This is a genomic window from Ferrimonas balearica (genome assembly GCF_019802055.1).
Lineage (GTDB): Bacteria > Pseudomonadota > Gammaproteobacteria > Enterobacterales > Shewanellaceae > Ferrimonas > Ferrimonas balearica_A.
The window spans coordinates 76,419-98,370 of sequence record NZ_JAHVHW010000006.1; the positions used below are offsets into that span (position 1 = coordinate 76,419).

Annotated in this window: 22 protein-coding genes; 11 read left to right on the forward strand and 11 right to left on the reverse strand. The window is 60.3% G+C overall.

Annotation, left to right across the window (positions count from 1 at the left end):
- Window positions 1-5: 5 nt before the first annotated feature.
- From KUV52_RS05665 to lpoB, 4 genes are read left to right on the forward strand one after another with little or no spacing between them, the layout of a single operon-like run.
- On the forward strand, window positions 6-218 hold the full coding sequence (locus KUV52_RS05665; protein ID WP_222524972.1) for a SlyX family protein: 213 nt from the start codon (window positions 6-8) through the stop codon (window positions 216-218).
- 20 nt (window positions 219-238) lie between these two features.
- A complete protein-coding gene (def, locus tag KUV52_RS05670) occupies window positions 239-757 on the forward strand; it encodes a peptide deformylase (RefSeq protein WP_222525335.1) in 519 nt (172 codons plus the stop codon).
- Window positions 742-2,085, forward strand: coding sequence for a COG3014 family protein (locus KUV52_RS05675; RefSeq protein WP_222524973.1), 1,344 nt, complete (start codon window positions 742-744; stop codon window positions 2,083-2,085). Before def ends, KUV52_RS05675 begins: the two co-directional genes overlap by 16 nt.
- A 23-nt stretch (window positions 2,086-2,108) precedes the next feature.
- Entirely contained in the window at window positions 2,109-2,708 is a 600-nt protein-coding gene (gene lpoB, locus KUV52_RS05680) for a penicillin-binding protein activator LpoB (RefSeq protein WP_222524974.1), read from the forward strand.
- Between the two features lie 40 nt (window positions 2,709-2,748).
- On the opposite strand, the gene KUV52_RS05685 is transcribed toward lpoB, so the two are convergent.
- Window positions 2,749-2,943, reverse strand: coding sequence for a YheV family putative zinc ribbon protein (locus KUV52_RS05685; protein ID WP_222524975.1), 195 nt, complete (start codon window positions 2,941-2,943; stop codon window positions 2,749-2,751).
- A gap of 69 nt (window positions 2,944-3,012) precedes the next feature.
- Here KUV52_RS05685 and KUV52_RS05690 point away from each other — a divergent pair, with 69 nt between their 5' ends.
- The gene (locus tag KUV52_RS05690) at window positions 3,013-4,911 is read left to right on the forward strand and encodes an ATP-binding cassette domain-containing protein (RefSeq protein ID WP_222524976.1); all 1,899 of its coding nucleotides are present in this window, start codon (window positions 3,013-3,015) and stop codon (window positions 4,909-4,911) included.
- Window positions 4,911-5,405: a TIGR02444 family protein gene (locus KUV52_RS05695; RefSeq protein WP_222524977.1), complete on the forward strand. Its 495-nt coding sequence runs from the start codon at window positions 4,911-4,913 to the stop codon at window positions 5,403-5,405. The genes KUV52_RS05690 and KUV52_RS05695 overlap by 1 nt, the downstream gene beginning before the upstream one ends.
- A 46-nt stretch (window positions 5,406-5,451) precedes the next feature.
- On the opposite strand, the gene KUV52_RS05700 is transcribed toward KUV52_RS05695, so the two are convergent.
- Together KUV52_RS05700 and KUV52_RS05705 are read right to left on the reverse strand one after the other, a co-directional pair.
- A complete protein-coding gene (locus KUV52_RS05700) occupies window positions 5,452-7,035 on the reverse strand; it encodes a GMC family oxidoreductase (protein ID WP_222524978.1) in 1,584 nt (527 codons plus the stop codon).
- Window positions 7,032-7,535 (reverse strand): TAT leader-containing periplasmic protein, encoded by a 504-nt coding sequence (locus KUV52_RS05705; RefSeq protein WP_222524979.1) that lies wholly within the window; start codon window positions 7,533-7,535, stop codon window positions 7,032-7,034. Before KUV52_RS05705 ends, KUV52_RS05700 begins: the two co-directional genes overlap by 4 nt.
- Window positions 7,536-7,638: 103 nt before the next feature.
- On the opposite strand from KUV52_RS05705, the gene KUV52_RS05710 reads away from it, so the two are divergent.
- The 5 genes from KUV52_RS05710 to crp all read left to right on the forward strand — a co-directional run bounded on the left by KUV52_RS05710 (window position 7,639) and on the right by crp (window position 11,683).
- Window positions 7,639-8,613 carry a hydrolase gene (locus tag KUV52_RS05710; protein ID WP_222524980.1) on the forward strand — a complete coding sequence of 325 codons (975 nt, stop codon included), beginning with the start codon at window positions 7,639-7,641 and terminating at the stop codon, window positions 8,611-8,613.
- A gap of 114 nt (window positions 8,614-8,727) precedes the next feature.
- Window positions 8,728-9,681 (forward strand): DUF3187 family protein, encoded by a 954-nt coding sequence (locus KUV52_RS05715; protein ID WP_222524981.1) that lies wholly within the window; start codon window positions 8,728-8,730, stop codon window positions 9,679-9,681.
- A complete protein-coding gene (locus KUV52_RS05720) occupies window positions 9,671-9,928 on the forward strand; it encodes a YheU family protein (protein WP_222524982.1) in 258 nt (85 codons plus the stop codon). Before KUV52_RS05715 ends, KUV52_RS05720 begins: the two co-directional genes overlap by 11 nt.
- 48 nt (window positions 9,929-9,976) lie before the next feature.
- Complete coding sequence (locus KUV52_RS05725; RefSeq protein WP_222524983.1) at window positions 9,977-10,900, forward strand: phosphoribulokinase; 924 nt, start codon at window positions 9,977-9,979, stop codon at window positions 10,898-10,900.
- Between the two features lie 147 nt (window positions 10,901-11,047).
- The gene (gene crp / locus KUV52_RS05730; protein ID WP_013346905.1) at window positions 11,048-11,683 is read left to right on the forward strand and encodes a cAMP-activated global transcriptional regulator CRP; all 636 of its coding nucleotides are present in this window, start codon (window positions 11,048-11,050) and stop codon (window positions 11,681-11,683) included.
- Between the two features lie 160 nt (window positions 11,684-11,843).
- Here crp and KUV52_RS05735 read toward each other — a convergent pair whose 3' ends face one another.
- From KUV52_RS05735 to KUV52_RS05770, 8 genes are all read right to left on the reverse strand, one after another.
- Window positions 11,844-12,647 carry a DUF1338 domain-containing protein gene (locus KUV52_RS05735; RefSeq protein WP_222524984.1) on the reverse strand — a complete coding sequence of 268 codons (804 nt, stop codon included), beginning with the start codon at window positions 12,645-12,647 and terminating at the stop codon, window positions 11,844-11,846.
- Between the two features lie 23 nt (window positions 12,648-12,670).
- Complete coding sequence (gene astD, locus KUV52_RS05740) at window positions 12,671-14,131, reverse strand: succinylglutamate-semialdehyde dehydrogenase (RefSeq protein WP_222524985.1); 1,461 nt, start codon at window positions 14,129-14,131, stop codon at window positions 12,671-12,673.
- A gap of 13 nt (window positions 14,132-14,144) precedes the next feature.
- A complete protein-coding gene (gene astA / locus KUV52_RS05745; protein WP_222524986.1) occupies window positions 14,145-15,161 on the reverse strand; it encodes an arginine N-succinyltransferase in 1,017 nt (338 codons plus the stop codon).
- A gap of 48 nt (window positions 15,162-15,209) precedes the next feature.
- Window positions 15,210-16,427: an aspartate aminotransferase family protein gene (locus tag KUV52_RS05750; RefSeq protein WP_222524987.1), complete on the reverse strand. Its 1,218-nt coding sequence runs from the start codon at window positions 16,425-16,427 to the stop codon at window positions 15,210-15,212.
- A 312-nt stretch (window positions 16,428-16,739) separates the two neighbouring features.
- The gene (locus KUV52_RS05755; RefSeq protein WP_222524988.1) at window positions 16,740-17,843 is read right to left on the reverse strand and encodes a hypothetical protein; all 1,104 of its coding nucleotides are present in this window, start codon (window positions 17,841-17,843) and stop codon (window positions 16,740-16,742) included.
- Between the two features lie 75 nt (window positions 17,844-17,918).
- The gene (locus KUV52_RS05760; protein WP_222524989.1) at window positions 17,919-20,360 is read right to left on the reverse strand and encodes a prolyl oligopeptidase family serine peptidase; all 2,442 of its coding nucleotides are present in this window, start codon (window positions 20,358-20,360) and stop codon (window positions 17,919-17,921) included.
- An 85-nt stretch (window positions 20,361-20,445) separates the two neighbouring features.
- Window positions 20,446-21,024: an anthranilate synthase component II gene (locus KUV52_RS05765; RefSeq protein ID WP_222524990.1), complete on the reverse strand. Its 579-nt coding sequence runs from the start codon at window positions 21,022-21,024 to the stop codon at window positions 20,446-20,448.
- A gap of 104 nt (window positions 21,025-21,128) precedes the next feature.
- Window positions 21,129-21,719: a hypothetical protein gene (locus KUV52_RS05770; protein WP_222524991.1), complete on the reverse strand. Its 591-nt coding sequence runs from the start codon at window positions 21,717-21,719 to the stop codon at window positions 21,129-21,131.
- Between the last annotated feature and the right edge of the window lie 233 nt (window positions 21,720-21,952).

Below are 21,952 nucleotides of genomic sequence, written 5' to 3' on the forward strand. Positions count from 1 at the left end.
TCGGAATGACCGACACCCAAACTCAGATCATGGAACTGGAAGCCAGGATCGCCTATCAAGACAGTACCATCGAACAACTGAATGAAACCGTGGTCGAATTGAGCGCACAGGTACGAAAGCAGGCGGAGCAGATCCGCCTGCTGGCTGAGCGTATCAAATCGATGCCCACCAGTTCGGTGGCCGATCTCAGCGAGGAAACTCCGCCCCCCCACTACTGACAGGAGAGCCGATGACGCCGATGGCCATTGCCCAGTTGGGTGAGCCGATACTGCGACAGCGAGCCCAGCCGGTGACCGACCCAACCGATCCCGCTATCCAGACCCTTTGGCAACGGATGCTGGTGACCATGGAGGCCGCTGGCGGTGTGGGGATTGCCGCGCCCCAGGTGTTTGAATCCCTGCGCCTGATGATCATCGCCTCCCGTCCCAATGCGCGCTACCCCGATGCGCCGCAGATGGCGCCGGTGGTGTTGATCAATCCTGAGATCATCGCCACTGGGGGCGAGCCCTGCACCTTTGTTGAAGGGTGTCTGTCGGTTCCGGGCATCCGGGGACAGGTCACCCGCCCCAGTGAGGTGGAGATCCGCTACCTCGACATCCAGGGTCAACCCCAACAGCTGAATCTCACCGGTTTTCCCGCCCGCATTTTCCTGCACGAATATGACCATCTCGAAGGGCGCACCTTCCTGGATCAAGTCGCCAGCCCCGCAGACCTGATTGCCCAATCGGTATGGGAGAAGCAATGCCAAAGCGCGTAATCGCGGCCCTGCTGCTGGTGGCATTAAGTGGTTGTGCAGGAAGCAGCCTGTTTCAGCCCTATCCCAGCCGTATGGCGCCGGTGAAGCAGGCGTTGGATCAGGGCGACACTCAGCGCGCACTGTCCCAACTGGAGCCGGGCCTGGAGGGCAGTGACGCCCTGCTCTATGCACAGGAAGCGGGGCGGGTCGCCGCACTGGGGGGCGACACGGCCGCCAGCCAGGCGTTCTACCGTGAGGCAATGGCGGAGTATCAGCGCTACGACTGGAAAGCGATCGTCTCCCTCTCCGACCTGACCGCCCAGGTGGGAGGGTCCACGGTTTCAGACAACCTTATCCCCTATCACGGCCAGGCCTACGAGCGGGTGCTGGTGCACCAGCAGCAGTCCCTCAACTACCTTTGGCAGGGGGATCTGGAGGGCGCTCTGGTGGAGGTGCGCCGGGCCGACCAGGCCCAGACCGAATCCCTCAAAGCCTACCAGGATGCCATGAAGTCCACCCGGGCCATCAGTAACGCCGCCGTAGACGCCGAGTTGACGGAACTGGATCGGCAGGCGGGCAACGCCCCCAACTCCTTTATCAATGCCTACGTGCTGCTGAGCAACGCTGCGCTGTACGAAGCCAATGGGCAGCCCAACGACGCTCTGATCGATATCCGCAAAGCGCTGCAGGTCTATCCGGAAAACCGGATGCTGCAACGGGAGCTGGTGCGACTTTCCTGCCAACTGGCCATCGACTGCGCTGCCCTCAGTGAACGCTATGGCGATCCGGTCCAGCCCAAACCGGACCAGGGCCGTCTGGTGGTGCTCTACGAGGCGGGCTACCTGCCGCCCCGGGACAGCGTCTTTATTCCCTTTACCTGGGATGGCCTCTATCAGCAGGTCGCTCTGCCCACCTATCGCAGCGGCGGGCCGGCACCCTCCCCCCTGACGCTGAAGGTTGGCGCCACCCACCTCACCACCGAGCCGGTGGCGGACCTGGATGCCATGGCGGCCCGGGCGTTGCAAGAGCAGTACCCCTTTATCCTGATCCGTCAGGGCATTAGACTGACGGCCAAGCACAATGCCAATCGCTGGGCAGAACGCAAGGGAGGCGACCTGGGCGCCATCACCATGGAGGTGTTCAATGCCCTGACGGAACAGGCGGACAAGCGCAGCTGGCTGACCCTACCCCGACAAGCCCAGGCCTGGGCCGGGTTTATCGATGCGGGTGAATACAAGGTCAGCGTTGGCACCGAGCAAACCACCCTTACCCTGACTCCGGGACGCACCACGGTGCTCTGGGTTGCCCGACAGGGCGGCCTGACCCGGATCCAGTCCATACTGATTTGAGAGAACGCCTAAGGAACCGAACCATGACGATCACCAGCCCGAAAATCCTCCTGTCGCTGATCCTGGCCCTGGTACTGGCCGGCTGTCAGTCCAAGGTGGAATACCGTGACGCCACCGAAGTGGAAACCGTCGACATCAGCTTCGGCAGCTCTGACCTGCAGGCGGTCGCCAGCAAGATGGTGGACTCCATGCTGACCACCCCCTCAGTGGTGCGCCTGACCGCCAACGATCGCCCCATCCTGTTTGTGGATCGCATCACCAACAAGACCTCTGAGCACATCGATACCGAGTCCATCACTGACACCATCAGCACCCGTTTGCTGCGCAGCGGTCAGTTCCGCTTTATCGACATGACCCGTGTGGATGCGGTACGCAAGCAGCTGGACTACCAGAACAACTCCGGCATGGTGGACCCGGCCAAGGCGATCCAGTTTGGTCGTCAGGTGGGTGCCCAGTACATGCTGTACGGCAACCTCTCCAGCATCGTGAAGCGGGACGGCTCCACCCAGGACGTCTACTACAAGATGACCATGCGCCTGATGGACCTGGAAACCGGTCTGATCGAATGGGCCGATGAGAAAGAGCTTCGCAAGCAGCAGAACCGCTCCTTCCTGGGGCTGTAAGATCGAAAACGGGGGCCAGATGGCCCCCGTTTTTTCAGGCTCACTCCGGCTTGAATACGCCGATCACATCCCCACTGGCCTGTTTCTCAGCCGCTTCTGGAGCCTGATGCTTGCGGTAGCCGCAGGCCACACACTCCATCACCTCCACTCCGGATTCGCTGTACAGCATCACGCTGTCCTGTTCCTGACATTCGGGACACCGGGCCCCGGCGATAAACCGCTTCTTGGTCGCCATCTGTTTCCTTTCCTGCTGGGGGGCGAAATACGCTATCATCCCGCCACTTTTCCACGTTCCGAGCGCTCTATGATAACCCTGGACAAGGTTCAACTCATCCGCGGTGGCAAACGTCTTCTGGACGACGCCAGTCTGACCATCTATCCCGGCCACAAGTTGGCCCTGGTGGGCGCGAACGGGGTGGGGAAATCCAGCCTTCTGGGTTTGCTGATGGGCGAGTACGGCGTGGATGCCGGTGACTGTCAGGTTCCATCCCAATGGCGCCAGGCCAGCGTGGCTCAGGAGACACCCGCGCTGGACCGCACAGCGTTGGACTACGTGATGGATGGCGATGCCCGCTACCGGGCGCTGGAGCAGGAGCTGAGCGATGCCCAGGAGAGCGGCGACGGTACCCGCATCGGCCATGCACACGACGCCTTCGAGGCCTATCACGGCTATCAGGTGCCCGCCCGCGCCGCCGAACTGCTTGATGGTCTGGGGTTTGATCAGGCCGCTCAGGGACGCAGTGTTAAATCCTTCTCCGGGGGCTGGCGCATGCGCCTCAACCTGGCCCGCGCCCTGTTGATCCCCTCCGACCTGCTGCTGCTGGACGAACCCACCAACCACCTGGATCTGGATACCCTGATCTGGCTGGAGGGCTGGCTCAAACGCTACGACGGCACCCTGATCCTGATCAGTCACGACCGCGATTTTCTGGATGCGGTTGTGGGTGAGGTGGTGCATGTGGAGCATCAGAAACTCAATCACTACCAGGGCAACTACAGCCAGTTTGAGCGCCAGCGCGCCGCCCGTCTTGCTCAGCAGCAGGCCAGCTACGAGAAGCAGGAGCGTCAGCGCGCTCACATGCAATCCTTTGTCGATCGTTTCCGTGCCAAAGCCAGTAAGGCTCGTCAGGCCCAGAGCCGCCTGAAGGCCCTGGAGAAGCTGATGGTGGAAGCGCCCGCCCATGCGGACTCCGGATTCCAGATGGCGTTCCGGGAGCCCCTGGCCCTGCCCTCTCCGCTGCTGCGGATGGAGGAGGTCCAGGGGGGCTATGGCGATGTCACCATCCTGCGACAGATTAAACTCAACCTGGTGCCCGGCAGCCGAATCGGTCTGCTGGGACGCAACGGTGCAGGTAAGTCGACGCTGATCAAGCTGTTAAGTGGGGAACTGGCCCCTCAGGCGGGTGAGCTGATGATGAGCCAGGGGGTCAAGATCGGCTACTTCGCTCAGCACCAGCTGGAATCGCTGGATCCTCGCCACACGCCGCTGGAGCACATGGTGCAGTTGGCGCCCGAAGCCAAGGAGCAGGAGCTCCGCAACTTCCTCGGCGGCTACGGCTTTGGCGGCGATAAGGCCCTCAGCCCGGTGGCCCCCTTCTCCGGGGGTGAAAAGGCTCGTCTGGTGCTGGCGCTGCTGGTGTGGCAACGCCCCAACCTGTTGCTGCTGGATGAACCGACCAACCACCTGGACCTGGAGATGCGCCATGCTTTGACTGTGGCCCTGCAGGGATTTGAAGGGGCGATGGTGATCGTCTCTCACGATCGTCACCTGCTGCGGGCCACCTGCAGCGACTTCTACCTGGTGGATGGCGGTCATGTGGAGCCGTTTGAAGGTGATCTGGAGGACTACCACCGCTGGCTGCTGAAGGGCGATGAGCAGGCCGCCACCCTCGACAACGCCAAGCCCGTGGATGATCGAAAAGCGCGCAAACGGGCGGAGGCGGAGCTGCGCCAGGTGCTCTCTCCATTAAAGAAACAGCAGGATAAGGTCGATCGACTGTTGGCACAGGCTCAGACACGCTGGGATGAGCTGGAACTCCAGCTATCGGACAGCGGTCTGTATCAGGAAGAGAATAAAGCTCAGCTGACGGCCCTGCTGAAGGAGCGAGGCGACCTTCAGAACCAGTTGGAAGAGTTTGAGATGGAGTGGCTCGAACTGCAGGATCAGATTGAGCAACTGACGCAATCCCACCAGGAGGGGTAATGCAGATCACCGCCGAGCAGTATTGGCAATTCAGTGAGCGCATCTGGCAACAGCATGGCGCCCGGCAAACCGCATTGGAGCTACAGGATCAACATGGCCTGGAGCCCAATCTGCTGCTGCTCGCCCTGTTGCTGGAGCAGCAAGGCCAGTTTCTTAATGAAGCCCAGTTTGTCGATCTGAATGAAGCCCAGGCTCAATGGCGGGACAAGATGCTGACCCCCTACCGAAAGCTACGTCGGCTCGCCAAGGACAACCTGCCCGTCGAAAGCTACCGCCAGATGCTGGAGGTGGAGCTGGTGATGGAGAAACGCAGCCAGCAGCTGATGCTGAAAACCCTGGCCCATCTCCCGGCCAGCAGCAGCGGCGATAACCTGACCGCCTGCCTGAAGGCTCAGGGAATCGACCCGCTCTCTCTGCCGGGGCCGATGCTAGAACAACTGACCTACCTGTTTCAGTCCAGCGAACCGGATCTGCCTGAATACCTGTTCGGGTAAGCGTACTCGCCAATAGAAAGGCCGCCTGATGGCGGCCTTTTCTGTATCAGGCGCGGCCGGTCAGCCGCTGTGCCAACAGAGTGGCATTGCGCCCGACAATGCCATAGAGGGTCAGCTGAGGGTTGGCACCCAGGCTGGTGGGCAACATGGAGCCATCCATCACCGACAGGTTCGTCAGTTGATGGTGCTGACCCAGGCTGTTGACCACCCCAAGCGCCGGGTTATCGCTCATGGCGCAGCCCCCCATGATGTGGGCCGACGCTACCGTGGTTTTCCGAGGCGCCATACGCAGATTGGCGATCCCCGCTTTGGCTTCCGCCCAGCTGCTCCACCAGGGCAGTTCATCATCCACCGTCAGCACCCGTTTCGCCCCGGCGGCAAACTGCGCCTCCGCCATCGCCAGGTGCGCGCGGCGGGCCGCGTCCCAGAATGCCTCGTTGAGCGGGTAATCCAGTACCGGGTCACCCTGATTATCCAGGGTCATTACGCCCCCCTGGCTCTCTTCGGAGAAGCCATCCCGAACCAGAGCGATGGTGCCCTGAACGTGGTTGAAACGCGCCATCAGGTCAGCGTGCGTCGCCCCAAAGCCGGGCACCTTGGTGGCGGTCAGCACTGGATGCAGTGGCGCCACCTCCAGCTTGAATCCCAGCCCGGACTCCGGCCAGACAAACTGATCGGAATAGACACTTTGCGGCGCCCCGGCGTGAGCGCTGACCGGCGCCTCAAAATCCGCCACAGAGAGCAGAGAGGGATGCAGGAAGGTGCGCTGACCAACCAGCCCATAAGGGTTGGGTACCTCAGAGCGAAGCAGAAGTGCCGGGCTGTGAAGCGCGCCACCACACAGCAGATAGTGGCGGGCGCGTACCGTGACGGTAACCTCCCGGCGCTGATGATTGGGATCCCTTGTCCGACACTCCAAAGCCGTGACCTGATCCCCCTGCTGAACCAGTTTCCAGGCCTCAGTACGACTCAACAGGGTGGCGCCCCCATCCAGCGCCGCCGGAATGGTGCTGACCAGCATCGACTGCTTGGCATTGATGGGGCAGCCCATGCCGCAGTACCCCAGGTTGGCGCACCCTTTCACATTGCGCCGAATCACGGTGTACTCCCAGCCCAGGGCCTCACACCCCTTGGCCAGCACATCGTTGTTGCGGTTAGGCGGCACCGGCCAGGGGTGGATATTGAGTCGCTGCTCGGCACGCTCAAACCAGGGGTCCAGCTCGGCCCGGCTCAATCCGGCGATCTCATGATGCTGCGCCCAGTGGTTCAGGGTGTTGACCGGTGTCCGGATGGAAGTGGTCCAATTGACGGTGGTGGAGCCGCCGACACTGCGCCCCTGCAGCATGCCGATCGCGCCATCCCGGGTCTTCATGGCAGCGGACTGCTGGTAGAGGTCCGGATAGGCCACCCGCTCCTCCATCACGAAATGGCTGGATGAGCGCAGCGGGCCCGCCTCCAGCATCACCACCTTAAGACCAGCCTGAGTCAGGATCTCTGCCGCCGTCCCGCCACCGGCCCCGGTGCCAACAATCACCACATCGGCTTCCAGCTCCAGTGGCGCATCCAGTGCCGCACCGTCGATGTGCTGCCAGCCTCGGGCCAGCCCCTCCTTGATGGGATCCACAATCATGCGCTGACTCCTGGCCATTGTGGTTTGTTGTAGCCCAGGGCGGGCCAGTGTGCGGGGTCCGCATACCAGGCAGCCTGGATCAGTTCCTTCAGCCCCTGGTAGGCGATCTCCAGGGTATCGAGAAAGTGGGTGCGCCACTGCTCCAGCATCTCCGCCAACGCCTCAGGCTGGCGAGCCAGCAATGGGGTCATGCTGCCGGTCAACGCCAGCACGCCGAGGCGGTTTTCCAGCGTTTCGAACAGTTGGTTCAACTGGGCCTGACTGCCTGGGGGCAGTGTCGCTATGGTATGGGCCACCTGGGCCGCAACCTGATCAGACTGTGCCGTCAACTCCGCTTCCGGTGCGGCGCCATACAGCACGGGAACCACCAGAGCCTTCAGTACCCGGGCCTGGGGATCGGTCAGGCCGGGGAGCGGCTTCTCTACGGGCCACAGCGCGATGCCGGTGGCCACCGCTGCGGTGCCCACCAGTCCTGCCATTAGAAATTGGCGTCGATCCATGCCTCCTCCCTGGAATGCCTGACGTCCTCCCGGTTGGGATGACTCTGATCGTTGCTCAAGCTAGAGTATCAAAACCCTAACGCATTTAAACACTCGTTTAACCATGAAGAGCGCGGACCAGTTCAGCCCGAGTCGGTGGTGGCGTAACCGGCACCTGCAAACCATCTGGCCTCTGATGACCAAACCCAACCGCCGCCCCAGGCTGAGTCGTCAACGACTGGAGCTTGAGGATGGCGACTTTCTCGACCTGGATTGGCTTCACGTCCCCCGGGACAGCGCGCCGATACTGCTGATTCTGCATGGCCTGGAGGGCAGCGCCGATTCCCATTACGTGCGCCGTCTGCTGCTGGCCTGTGAAGCGCGAGGTTTCAGCGCCGTTGTGATGCACCAGCGCTCCTGCTCCGGTGAAATGAACCGCCTGCCCCGCAGTTATCACAGTGGCGAAACCGCTGACCTTGGCGCCGTACTGGCCCAACTGGAGCTGGCCTGCCCGGGCCATCCGGTTTATGCCGTCGGTTACTCGCTGGGAGGCAATGTTCTGACCAAGTACTTAGGTGAACAGGGGTCGAACAGTGCCATTGAGCGGGCGGCGGTCGTGTCCGCGCCGCTGGACCTGGCCCAGTGTGCCAAAGCGATGGAGCGCGGCTTCTCCCAGGTATACCAGAATCATCTGGTCAAAAGGCTGAAACGTAAGACCGCTGCCAAACTTGAAGCCCTGGGACCACTCCCTCTTCCGCTGGAGGTTTCCCAGCTTGAGGAGCTGACCACCTTTTACCATTTCGACGATGCCGTAACGGCCCCCCTGCACGGCTTTGCCGGTGCCGACGACTACTACCGCCAGGCCAGTGGCAACGGCTTCCTTCACAACATTGCGGTGCCCACGCTGCTGCTCCACGCGCTGGACGATCCCTTTATGACCCGGGATGTGATCCCACCGGCTGACCAGATCAGCACCTGTGTCGAACTGGAGTTGTGCGAGTACGGTGGACACGTCGGATTTATCGAGGGTGGCTGGCCCTGGGCGCCCCGCTATTACCTCGAACGCCGTCTGTTGAAGCACTTCGAGATCACCCGCTAACTCATTAAAAAACCGCCTACACTTAGCTGCGAACACCGTTGGGGGGCAGCAATGGGGCATCGGTTTTTACGCTGGAGTGGAACGACAAGGACCGTCTCTTGCGTACTCGGTTTGATGGGGCTCTCGACTCTGCCTGCTGACGCGGCGGAGACCGATCCCCTGTGGGCGCGCTCACAGGCACCACTGAAGAGTCTGATGCTCAGCCCCATCGCCCGCCCCACTGAATTCAAACCCCGCGAATGGCAAATTGCCCTTTCGGTGAATCCCGCCAGCATCTTCGCCACCGACCGCAACCCCAAAGAGCCGGACGTCCCGGTCACTTTTGAGCTGGACTACTACACGGTGGAGTATCGCGTCGACCTGCGCTTTAACCCGACGGAGCGATGGCAACTGAGCGGCTCCTATGCCCACCGCACCACCGATGATGCCCATCTCGATCAATTGACGCTGAGCTTTCATAAACTCTTTGGGCTTGGTCAGAATGGACGGGATCAGGTGCCGAAGCACCGATACCTGATCAGCCTGCCACAGCAGGGCGTCACCCTCACCGATTTTGGCGGTGAGACCTTCGCTCATCAGTTTGAGTTGGCCGCCAGTTTCCAGGCTTACCGCTACTTCCGGCATCAGCTCGCGGTCACCGTCTCCGCTCAGTACAACGACCAACGCTACCTGGAGCGCGAAGGCGACGACCTGGATCTGGGCCTGCAACTGGATTACAGCTACGAGTGGCAGGATCACCGGCTCAACGCCCTGATGGCCTATACCCATACCGGTGCCAAAGCGCTGCTGGGAACGCCAACCAAGCAGGAGCTCGGCCATTTCGGAGTGGGGTACCGCTACCGGATAACACCAAGGCACTTCCTGTTTACGGAGTACCTTTTCTCTCAGGGGGCACTCAAGGCCCTCGGCCCACTGGCGGACCCGGTGCATGAGGTTAACCTCGGCTATCGTTACCAACGGGGCGAGCTTGCGCTCGATTTTGTTATGATGGAAAACGCGCTGAACGCGGATAACAGCGCCGATATCGCCTTTAATTTTCGACTGAGCTACCGATTCGATGCTGATTGATTACGCCACACTGAAAGACGCCCTGGCAGCGGACACCCTGGACAACCTCTGTCGGGAGTATCTGGTTCGCCAGATTGGGGACGAGGGCTTTGACCAGACAGACAGCGCCGAGCTTGCTGAGGGGGTCGCCCGGGTACAGCGTGCCCTGGCTCGCGGCGAACTGGTCGTGGAGTACTCGGAGGCGGATGAAAGCGTGGCGATTCGGCGGCGGGAAGAGTTGGTGCAACTTGACCACGCCGGGAATTGACCCGTATAACACCCACAACTTGGACATTACTCATCAGGCAGAAGGATCATGTCGGCCAAACATCCCATCATCGCGGTAACCGGCTCCTCAGGAGCAGGCACAACGACCACTACGACAGCCTTCAAGCACATCTTCCGGCAGCTGGAGATCGATGCGGCGTTTGCCGAAGGTGACAGTTTTCACCGCTACACCCGGGCGGAGATGGAGGTGGCCATCCGCAAGGGCCGCGAAGAGGGACGCACCATCAGCTACTTCGGCCCGGAGGCCAACGACTTTGGCGCGCTGGAGCAGTTTTTCCAGGCCTATGGTCAAAGTGGCGAAGGTCAGATCCGCCACTATCTGCACACCTTTGATGAAGCGGTGCCGTTCAACCAGATGCCCGGTACCTTTACCCCATTCCAGCCTCTGCCTGAGGGCAGCGACCTGCTCTACTACGAAGGGCTGCATGGCGGCGTGGTGACTGACGATGTCAACGTGGCCCAGCATGTGGACCTGCTTATTGGCATGGTGCCCATCGTTAACCTGGAGTGGATCCAGAAGATCATCCGGGACACCAATGAACGGGGCCACAGCCGGGAGAAAGTGATGGACTCCATCGTGCGCTCCATGGACGATTACATCGCCCATATGACGCCACAGTTCTCCCGGACTCACATCAATTTCCAGCGCGTCCCGACGGTGGACACCTCCAACCCCTTTTCTGCAAAGGACATCCCAAGCCTGGATGAAAGTTTCGTAGTGATCCGCTTCCGCGGCATCAAGGATGTGAACTTCCCCTACTACCTGCAGATGATTCAGGGCAGCTTTATGTCCCGGGTGAATACCCTTGTGGTTCCGGGCGGTAAGATGACTCTGGCGATGGAGTTGATCCTCACGCCCCTTATCCGAAACCTGAAGCTGAAGCGTCAGGAAGCCCTGCTTGCGGACCAGGCAAGCGCCAGTCTGACGGCTTCAGAGCCGCGTCAGTCATAAAACTTTTTAACGGAAATGAGAGCAAATCGCCCCTGTGTGGCGAAACTTCGATCTGGCTCATGGCCCATAGCCCTTTACCCGTTTAACATTTGCTCTTAGAATTTCGAGAAATATCCAGTTTCTTATCCTACTGAAGGGAAAAAGACTATGGTGCTTATTGGCAAGCCCAAACCCGATCCGACCTTGGAGTGGTTCCTGTCCCACTGCCACATTCACAAGTACCCAGCGAAGAGCACCCTGATCCACGCTGGTGAAGAAGCCGATACCCTCTACTACATCGTTAAGGGATCCGTGGCAGTCTTGATTAAGGACGAAGAGGGCAAGGAGATGATCCTGTCCTACCTGAACCAAGGCGACTTTATCGGTGAACTGGGCCTGTTCGAAGAGCAGCCCGAGCGGACTGCCTGGGTACGCGCCAAGGCTCCGTGTGAGATCGCTGAGATCTCCTACAAGAAGTTCCGTCAGTTGATCCAGGTTAACCCAGACATCCTGATGAAGCTGTCTGCCCAGATGGCCAATCGTCTGCAGACCACTTCTCAGAAAGTGGGCGACCTGGCGTTCCTGGATGTGGCCGGTCGCATTGCTCAGACTCTGCTGAACCTGGCTAAGCAGCCTGACGCGATGACCCACCCTGATGGCATGCAGATCAAGATCACCCGTCAGGAGATCGGCCAGATCGTTGGCTGTTCCCGCGAGACCGTTGGTCGCATCCTGAAGATGCTGGAAGAGCAGAACCTGATCCAGGCCCACGGTAAAACCATCGTGGTCTACGGCACTCGCTAAGCCGAGCGACCGGATCAGAAAAGGCACCCAATTGGGTGCCTTTTTGTTTGGCTGAGGTTCAGGCAGTTCATCCTAGACTCAGTGTCAGACCTCTGGTTCGGATCGTGAACCTTCTGCTGCTTAGCCGCCCTTATCGGGCGGCCTTTTTTTTGCCCGGCGCTCAGCGCGCGTCGGTGGACTCGAAAATCTTGTCCGCAGACGCCGCCACAAAACCGGTATAGAGATGACCGTCCGCCTTCGGATAGCGCAGCGCAAACTCGTAGAAACAGCTTGGGATCACCACTCGCTCGTCAGTAAAGGTCACGGCCACTTTGTCCGCCAGCGTGGAGGACTGCTCCAGCAACACTTCCGCAGACCCTTTGATCTCGCCGCCGCTGCTGTTGAGTTCAAAACCCGCATCCTTCAGCGCCTGGTTAACCGACTCCAGGGTTTCAAAGCCGTTCAACGCATTCACATCCACGGTGAAGTGGTTGGCCCGGTAACCGAAGGCTGCCAACCAGGCCGCGTACTCGCTCTCCTTCAGCAGAGCGTCATACTGGGCCTTGGACACCTTCCAGGGCGCACCGGAGTAGAGGAAGTCCGGCGTCTCGGTTGCCCCTGCGGGCACCTGCGCCACCATCGCCTTAACGATATCCTGCAACTCAGGGCTGCACTCCTGTACCTGCAACTCGGAGATGAACACCTTGGGTGCCGTCGGGTTGGGGTGCTCAAAATGGCGTGCGGCCAGTTTCTTCTGCTCGAATCGATACTCCCCTTTCGGCTCATACCCCAGAGCCAGGAAGTGGGCCGCCAGCTTATCCAGCCCCACCTCCGGCAGGTTGAAGGTACGGAATGCCACGTGATCATTCACGATGGCTTCGCCGCCGCTCAGCAACGCGTGGATTGCGGTCGCAGAGGGACATTGGTTCTGGTAATCGACCCACAGGGCATCGAACAGGGATTCGACCGTGTGTGGCTTGCTCATATCAGCTTCTCTCCTTGAAAGACTCAGAGCTCCAGGCCCGGTGCCAGGCTCTCCGGCAGAGTCACCACGTCAGACTCCACCGACGCGACCGGGTAGGCGCAGTAATCTGCGGCATAGTAGGCGCTGGCGCGATGGTTGCCGCTGGCGCCGATGCCACCAAACGGGGCAGAACCGGCCGCACCGGTGATCTGTCGGTTCCAGTTGACGATTCCGGCACGGCTGCGGGGTAGGAAGTAGTCCCAGTCAGCCCGGCTGTCGGACAGCAGACCGGCTGACAAGCCATACCGGGTGCGGTTGGCCAGTGCGATCGCGTCATCAAAAGCGTCGTAGCGTACAACCTGCAGCAGAGGCCCGAAGTATTCTTCGTCCGGCAGTTCCGCGATGGAAGTGACGTCGAGGATACCGGGGCTGACCAGACCGGTGCCCGCCTTCAGATGGGTCAGCGGCATCAGGGCTTCAGCGCCCAGCGACACCAGCTTCTCCTGAGCGGCCACCATCCCCTTGGCTGCCGCCTCGGAGATCATGCTGCCCATAAAGGGCGCTGGATCGGCGTCCTGCTCACCCACGCGGATCCGGGCCGTCGCAGCCAGCAGCTTCGACAGGATGCGATCACCCTGCTCGGTGCGGGGCAGATAGAGGCGTCGTGCACAGGTGCAGCGCTGCCCGCTGGAGATAAAGGCCGACTGGATGATGTCGTGTACGGCGGCACGCTCGTCCCCCACTTCGCGGACGATAAGCGGGTTATTTCCGCCCATCTCCAGAGCCAGGATCTTGCCCGGCTGGCCAGCGTACTGCTCATGCAGCAAGTGACCGGTACGGGAGCTGCCGGTAAAGAACAGACCGTCGATGTCCGGGTGACCCGCCAGAGCCTTACCGGTTTCCACCTCACCCTGAACCAGGTTGATGACGCCATCGGGCAGGCCCGCCGCGCGCCACAGCTGCAGCACCAGTTCGGAGACTTTCGGTGTCAGTTCGGAGGGCTTAAGCACCACGGTGTTACCGGCAATCAATGCCGGTACGATGTGGCCATTGGGCAGGTGCCCCGGGAAGTTATAGGGACCAAACACCGCCACCACGCCGTGGGGCTTATGGCGCAGTACCGCACGCCCCGCCGGAGCCTGATTTTCAGACACGCCGGTGCGCTCGTTGTAGGCTTTCAGTGACAGGCCGATCTTGCCGATCATGGCCGCCGCTTCGGTGCGGGTCTCCCACAGGGGTTTGCCGGTCTCGTCGGCGATCACCTGGGCGATCGATTCTTTGTTGGATTCCAGCTGGTCCTTAAAGGCTTCAATCACGGCAACCCGCTTGCCCAGGCCTCCCAGGAACCACTCCAGCTGAGCGGCACGAGCCGCATTCACCGCCTGCTCCACCTGGTCTGCGGTCGCACCCAGGCCCCGCCAGATCACTTCGCCATTGGCCGGGTTCACAGAGGTAAACTCCGGGCCCTGACCTTCACACCATTGGCCACCAATAAAATGGGTCATATCGCGTTCCTTGTTACAGCGGCAGGTACCAAATCGGGTCACCGGCCTTAACCATCAGCGCTTTTGCGGCGTCGGCGCTGATCCGCACCTCACCGCGCTCTTCATCCACCTGGACGACAGTACGAAGTACCCGGTAATCGGGCATGCGACCATTACTGAGGATCCCCTCCTCGCCTTCCGTGACATCATCCAATACCACGTTCAGTTTCTGGGTCGCCTGTACGGACCGGATCTGGCTGCGGGCGCACTCAACGGTCGGTCCCGCATCGAAGATGTCCACGTAACCGCGGCAGCGGAAGCCCTCCGCCTCCAGCAGCGCCAGCGCCGGACGGGTGTTTTCATGCACCTCACCCACAACCACCTGGGCCTCCGGGCTCAACAGGTTGACGTAGATGGGATGGCGGGGCATCAACTCCGCGACAAACACCTTGTCACCAATGCCGGTAAGGTAGTCAGCGGTGGGAAAATCGATGCCAAAGAAGTGGTCTTCCAGCCATTGCCAGAATGGGGAGTTGCCCTGTTCATCGGACACTCCGCGCATCTCGGCGATAACGGTTTCGCCGAAGCGCTTGGGAAACGCCGCCAGCATCAGGAAACGGCTTCGTGACAGCATCCGCCCGATGTTATCTCGACGCCATGCATCACGCAGGAACAGAGTGCAGAGTTCACTGGCGCCGGTGTAGTCGTTACAGAGTGTCAGGGTCTGCACCTCGCGGCGAATACCCAACTTCTCGGAAACGTGCACATCGGTGCCAAGACGGTAGTGGTAGAAGGCATCGCTGCTGCCAACAGCGGCTTCCAGAGCGCAGGTCCCAACCACTTCCCGGGACGCCACATCCTCCAGCACCATCAGATAGCCCTCATCACCGGGGGTTTCCACGTTCTTATGGAAGCTGGCAATGGAGCGCGCAATCTTCTTCTTTAGCAGGTTCTCGTCCACCGGCAAGGAGGTAAAGCCGTGGCCCGACTCCTTGGCGATGGTCAGCAGTGACTCATAGTCGCTTTCGCGGATCGGCCTGATCAACAACATAGGTTTCTCCTGTTCAGAGTCGGCCCGGCACAAAGCCGGGCCCCACCTTCAGCCGTTGACGACCGTAGCGACGGCACGCTCAAAGCGAGCCAGACCTTCAATCAGATCCGCTTCCGGGATCACCAGAGAGGGGGTAAAGCGCACAACATTGGCGCCGGCCACCAGGCACATCAGTCCCTCATCAACGCTGGCTACCAGGAAGTCACGGGCGCGACCTTTGAACTTCTCGTTCAACACGGCACCCATCAGCAGACCCTTGCCGCGCACTTCAGTGAACACATCGTACTTGGCGTTGATCGCTTCCAGACCTTCACGCAGCATGGCTTCGCGCTTGGTCACACCGGACAGCACTTCATCGCTGTTCACCACATCCAGAACCGCATTGGCCACGGCACAGGCCAGCGGGTTGCCACCATAGGTGGAACCGTGGGTGCCCACTTTCAGGCTGGCGGCGATTTTGGCGGTAGTCAGCATGGCAGCGATGGGGAAACCACCACCCAGGGCTTTCGCCGTGGTCAGGATGTCAGGCGCAATGTCGTAATGCTCGTAGGCGTACAGCTTGCCGGTACGGCCCACACCGGTCTGAACCTCATCGAAGATCAGCAGGGCGTTGTGCTGGTCGCACAGTTCGCGAACCTGACGCAGGAACTCGGCGTCCGCCGGAACAATGCCGCCTTCCCCCTGGATAGGCTCCATCATCACGGCGCAGGTGCGGTCGGAGATCAGGGCCTTGAAGCCTTCAATGTCGTTGTAGGCCAGGTGGTCAATGCCACCAGGCTTGGGACCGAAACCGTCGGAGTAGGCCGGCTGGCCACCAACGCTGACGGTGAAGAAGGTGCGGCCATGGAAGCCCTGAGTGAATGCGATGATCTGATCTTTCTCTTCACCGTGGTGGTCCAGGGCATAGCGACGAGCCAGCTTAAGCGCCGCCTCGTTGGCCTCTGCGCCGGAGTTGGCGAAGTAGACGCGCTCGGCGAAGGTGCTGTCCACCAGAGTCTTGGCCAGCTGCAGAGCGGGCTCATTGGTCATGACATTGGACAGGTGCCACAGCTTGCTGCCCTGCTCGTTCAGGGCTTTAACCAGTGCCGGATGGCAGTGGCCCAGACAGTTCACGGCAATGCCGCCGGCGAAATCGACAAACTCACGTCCCGCCTGATCCCAGACCCGGCTGCCCTCACCCCGCACCGGAATCACTTCCGCCGGGTTGTAGTTGGGCACCATAACGTCATCAAACAGGGCGCGATTCAGTTTTTCAGATCCACTCATTGCTTCTTCCTCGTTACCGGTTGTCTTCTCGATCCCGGCTTTGTTATTAGCATTCCTATAACGGCGAACAGTATAAAAACACACAACCCGAGTCAAAAAATGACTGACAGCCGCGTTTTTCCAAGTTTTGCACTTCTATTCAGGAATGTAAGGCTGGCTCTGTCACAAGGTTTCCTCATGACAGAGCAAATAACCAGCGGTTTTACTGGGCAAAGTTATGACGGAGATCGCATTCGAAGTCACTTCGCAATAGAAGCTGTATACAAAATTAGACTGGCTTATGCTGATTTGGTGCGCTTCTATGCAGCGAAATTATTCGCCTTTCCAATGGCTATGACCTGATAAGTGGTGTTGAGCCAGCCATCGACTGAGCTCTTCTGCCGTCGCCAGTCGTCGTTTCAGCAACGCCTGGTGGATGGCGATCGCCTGCGATTGCTCAACCAGTTTGGTCATTGCGTCGGACGCGGGATGGCTCAGTCGTAGCGTCGCGTCGTAGAGCGGCAGATCCGTCAGTTTCCAGTGTTCAAGCAGGTGCAGGGTGTATGGGGTGCGCCGCTTCATCATATGCACCAGTGGCTTGCCCGGCAGTTGCAGGGGCAGCAACGCCTCATGAACCACTTTCGCCCCATCCTCGCGCGCCTGAGTCATCCAGCGGTTTTTCATGCTGTAGAACTCCCGCGCCCCCACCTGCAGCAACATCACCGCATCGAGGTTTTGCATCAGAGCGAGAATCCGGGCGACATGAGGAGGCTGATTCAATCGCCTGGCCAGGGCAGCGGCGGCCTCGCTTTGTCGGCGGGCAAAGCGCCACAACTTGCGGCGACGGAGGCCCAGCCCCTCATCCTGGGTCATCCCCCAGTGCTGGAAGATCATCCAGGGCAGGACCCGCTGTAACGGCTCAATGCCGAGGTAGTGGAATACCAGCCGATAGTCACTGAACTCCACGTCGCGCCTGAGTTCTTTTTGCTTATGGCTGTTCATGTAACGCACCAGGGCATCACCGAGCCAACTCATGTTGGCCATCAGGCCGAGGATGCGATCCCGGTCCGGCGTCCGGGCCATCAGCAAGTCCAACAGCTCAAAGTGTTCCGGCCGAAACGGAATGTCCGATTCCAGCCTGACCGGGTCGGAAAGGACCTGAGTCAGGTGGTGGGAGAAGTGGTTGAGAAACTGGCTTTGTGCCAACAGACGCGCCTCCTGCTCTGCCCGCTGAGCCTGCCAACGGGCGAGCAGGGCGTCCTGCTCCACCGCCAGCTTGTGGCGCCAGATCGATTCATCCACCGACTCCAGAGGCATCGACTGACGGGGCATCGCCCGCTCCAGCATCAGATACTGGTAAAACCGCCCCTTAATGTCCGGGTTATCCCGTGTCGGGGCAGCTTCATCCACATCAACCATATTTCGTTCAGACTCCACTCTAACTCATTGCATTGTATGCATAGTCTTAGCGCTAAACGAAAAAAAAGGGAGCTACCAGAGCTCCCTTTTTTGTCACTTCAGTGTGTCCTCAAACAGACGGTGGATGCGTCGGTACTCATCCAGCCAGCTGGAGGGCTCCCGGAAACCGTGGGGCTCAATCGGGTAGATGGCGGTCTCGAACATCGGCTTCTCCAGCTCAATCAAGCGCTGCACCAAACGCACGCTGTCCTGGAAGAACACGTTGTCATCCAGTACGCCAGCCATGATCAGCAGCGGCTTCTGAAGCCCCTCCGCATGCTCAATGGGAGAACTGCGCTGGTAGGCGATAGGGTCCACCTGCGGGGTGTTGAGGATGTTGGAGGTGTAGGGGTGGTTATAGTGCGCCCAATCGGTGACCGGGCGCAGCGCCGCACCGGACTGGAACAGTTCCGGCTGGGTGAACAGCGCCATAAAGGTCATAAAGCCACCGTAGCTGCCACCATAGGTGCCGACGCGGCTGCGATCCACCGCCACATTTTCCGCCATCCAGTTCACGCCATCGGCCAGATCCTGCACCTCTGGAGTGCCCATCTGACGGTAGATGGCAGTACGCCAGTCACGGCCATAGCCTTTGGATCCACGGTAGTCCATGTCCATTACCACGTAGCCCTGTTGAGCCAGAAGGTTGTGGAACATGAACTCACGGAAGTAACCGGACCAACCAAAGTGGGCGTTCTGCAGGTAGCCGGCACCGTGGTTGAAGATAACCGCCGGGTAGCGCTTGGCCGGATCAAAACCCTTGGGCAGGTAAACCCGGGCATAGACCGGATCCGCCTGGTGGCTGGAGGGCACCGCAACCACCTGGGGAGCTTGCCAGTCGTAGGACAGGAACTCCGCCTTAGCGGTATGGGTCAACTGACGGGCTTCTCCGCCCAGCGGCTGTACGTAGAGTTCCTCGGGACGGGTGAGGCTGGAATACTCCAGCAACAACGCGCTCTCATCGGGGCTCAGCTGGTACTCCAGCATCCCCTTGAGATCAGTGAGCTGTTCAATCTGCCCGCTCTCAACGGCAACCCGAAACACCTCGTACTGACCCGGATGATTCGGATTGGCCTTGAAGTAGAAATGGCGCTGGTCGTCGGAGAGGGTGAGACTGCTGACCACCTGACGGCCAGAGGTCAGCGCGCGGGCCTTTCCGCCCAGGGGCTTAACGTACAGGTTGGAGAACCCGCTCTCCTCGGAGAGGTAGTAGAGGCGATCGGCACCCAGCCAGCCAAACTCGTTGTGGGTGTAGTTAACCCAGGCGTCATCATGCAGGCGGTGCTCGGTCGCCAGGGTGCCCTTGGCAAGATCAACGCTCGCCAGCCAGCGGTCCTTGTTGTCCGCGGCTTCCAGCATTACCGCCAGCTTGTCCTCGGTGGGGTGCCAGACCATGGCGCTCTGCTTCCAGCCCCAGTCCTCCATCAGGCGGATGGTACGCAACGCTTTTTCGCTCTTGTAGCGCTCGCCACGGGCTTCGGCGTTTTCACGCTTCACCGCCGCCAGCACATCCTCGTCATAGCCTTCCAGCCCTTCCCAGGTGACGTTCACCTGGCGTCCTTCGGTCAGGTCCAACACCACCAGACGGTGGGGCTTCACCTGGGCTTCAGCCACCCGGGCGCGCACCGGAACCGCATCCACATAGCCCCGTTTGTCGAGGTAGTTGGGCATGATGTCGTGCTCACCGCGCCAGCTGGCGTTTTTGTCGGTGACGGCCACCATCAGGTAGCGGCCGGACGGGGACAGGGATAGCTGAACCAGTTGTTCATCGGCACCGAGATAAAACGGCTTGGGCGCCAGGGTCGGGTCCGCCGCCTGACGCTGTTGGTCACGGGCAAACTTCTGTTCGCCATCACGGTACTGCTGAGCCACATATTGGATCAGACGGGCCTGTTGCTCCGCCATAAACCCTTCCGCCTGCTCCGGCTGGGGTTCCGCTTCAAACTTCAGCTCCGCCAGCAGGACACGGGCCCCGGTTGTGGGATCGATCGCTTCCACCCGCTCGCCAGCCCAGAGGGCGATCTGCCCGTCAGCCAGAAAGCGGAAGCCTCGCCAGCCTTTGCTGTCGCGGGTCAGTTGTCGAACCTGCCCATCCGGCAGAGCGCGAACAAACAGGTTGCCCTCGTAAAGCCAGGCTTTGAGGGTACCGGTAGTGTTGGTCTTGCCAGGCTGTTCAACCTGACCCCACTGGGACAGGGAAAGCACTTCGGGGCTGCCCATCAGCGGGTGTTGATAGCGATCCAGCAGCTTGCTGCCATCCTGCTTGCGTTGATAGAACACACGCTGGCTGTCATCGCCCCAGTAGGCGCCCTTGGGGGCATTACCGATCCAGTCGGGATCCGCCATCACCTGCTTCAGAGTGAGGGGCTGTCCGGGCAGAACCGGGGCGGTCAGGGAAATTGGGGATTGGGGAGTCTGGGTAAGGGTCGCCTCAGGCTCAGAGGCGCAGGCGCTCAGCAGGGAGATCAGGCTGCACGCGACCATCCATTTTTTCATTGTTATCGTCCTTGCTCGTGGCAGAGCGTGCGTTATACCACGATGGCAAAGAGTCACACAAAGGTGTGCAACATTTGCTTACCTTTCAGTAACCCTTGAGGAAGTTGTCGAGCAGCTGCAAACCCTGTTCGGTCAGTATCGACTCGGGGTGGAACTGCACCCCCTCAATCGGCAGCGTCTTATGGCGCAGCCCCATGATCTCGGTGGCGCCGGAGGGAGCCTGACACCAGGCGGTCACTTCAAGGCAGCCCGGTAGTGACGCGGGCTCCACCACCAGTGAGTGGTAGCGGGTGACCGTCAGCGGGTTCGGTAAGCCCTGAAATACGCCCCTGTCGGCATGATCAATCGTACTGGTTTTGCCATGCATCACCCGCTCTGCCCGCACCACTCTGCCGCCAAAATGCTGGGCAATGGTCTGATGGCCCAGGCAGACCCCGAGGATAGGCAGAGTGCCAGCAAAACGGGCCACGGCCGCCAGGCTGATGCCCGCTTCATCAGGATTCTTGGGACCGGGAGAGATCACCAGACGATCCGGCTTCAGTGCAGCGATGCCGTCGCAGTCGATCTCATCGTGACGGCGTACGACGACCTGCTCACCCAGTTGCTGAAAATACTGCACCAGGTTGAAGGTAAAGGAGTCGTAGTTGTCGATCATCAACAGCATGGTAGGTTCCGCACCAATTCAGAGGTTGCGGATGATAGCAGGGCGGCACCGGAATGGGGAACCGGTGGCCAGCCCATGTCAGGAAAGCGCGCGTAAACCCGGCCTCAGCGGTAGCCCCAGGGGATCGGGGGCGTTGCCACCGGGCGCGTCAGGTCAAAGTCCACCTTAAAGTCCCGCCCGTCGCGGGTCAGCTGGTAGGTAAACACCTCGGGATAGATGTACATGTGCCAGGTGTTGCCATTGGACTGGGGAAAGCCCAGTCGGGTGAACAGATCCTTCGAGTAGTCGTCCGCCGGGAAGGATTGGGCGTTTGCCCAGCCACGGTGCAGAGTATGGCCGCCATACATGGTGGACTCGTCGTCACTGCCATCCTTATGGCGGTGGTCGTGCTTCAGCAGGATACCGGCACCGGTTTTGGTCAGAATCCAGGTGCGTGAATGATCCTCACCGACATGAAAGGGGATCAGGATGCGGTCTTCCTGGCACTCACGCACGTGCATCACCAGGCGTTGGTCGCTGAACCCGTCCCCCTCCCTGGCACCGGACACCACCCGGCCTTCGTACGCTTTGCCGCAGTGGGCACGGATAAGGTCGAAGAAGGCGTCCTGTTCAGGCACGGAAGTGGTGAAGGCACCCAGGCTGCTGGTGCTCAGCAGTAGCCCCAGAGCGCCAGTAATGGCAGTGAACATTTTCATTGTTATTCTCCTGTTGGCACCCGGACTATAAAGAGCCTGACCGCCCCCTGGCAAACCGCTAATCCGGCAGGAGATCGGGAGGAAATGGATGACAACAGCGGGATCCTCCCGCTCGGCTACCCTCTCAATGAAAATCCTCTTTGCCCCGGCGGTTCACACCGATGATCCTTCCGGATCCGCAGCGCAAACCCGCCCCCCGGGAACTACGCTTAACAGCCTAAATACCTCGTGAT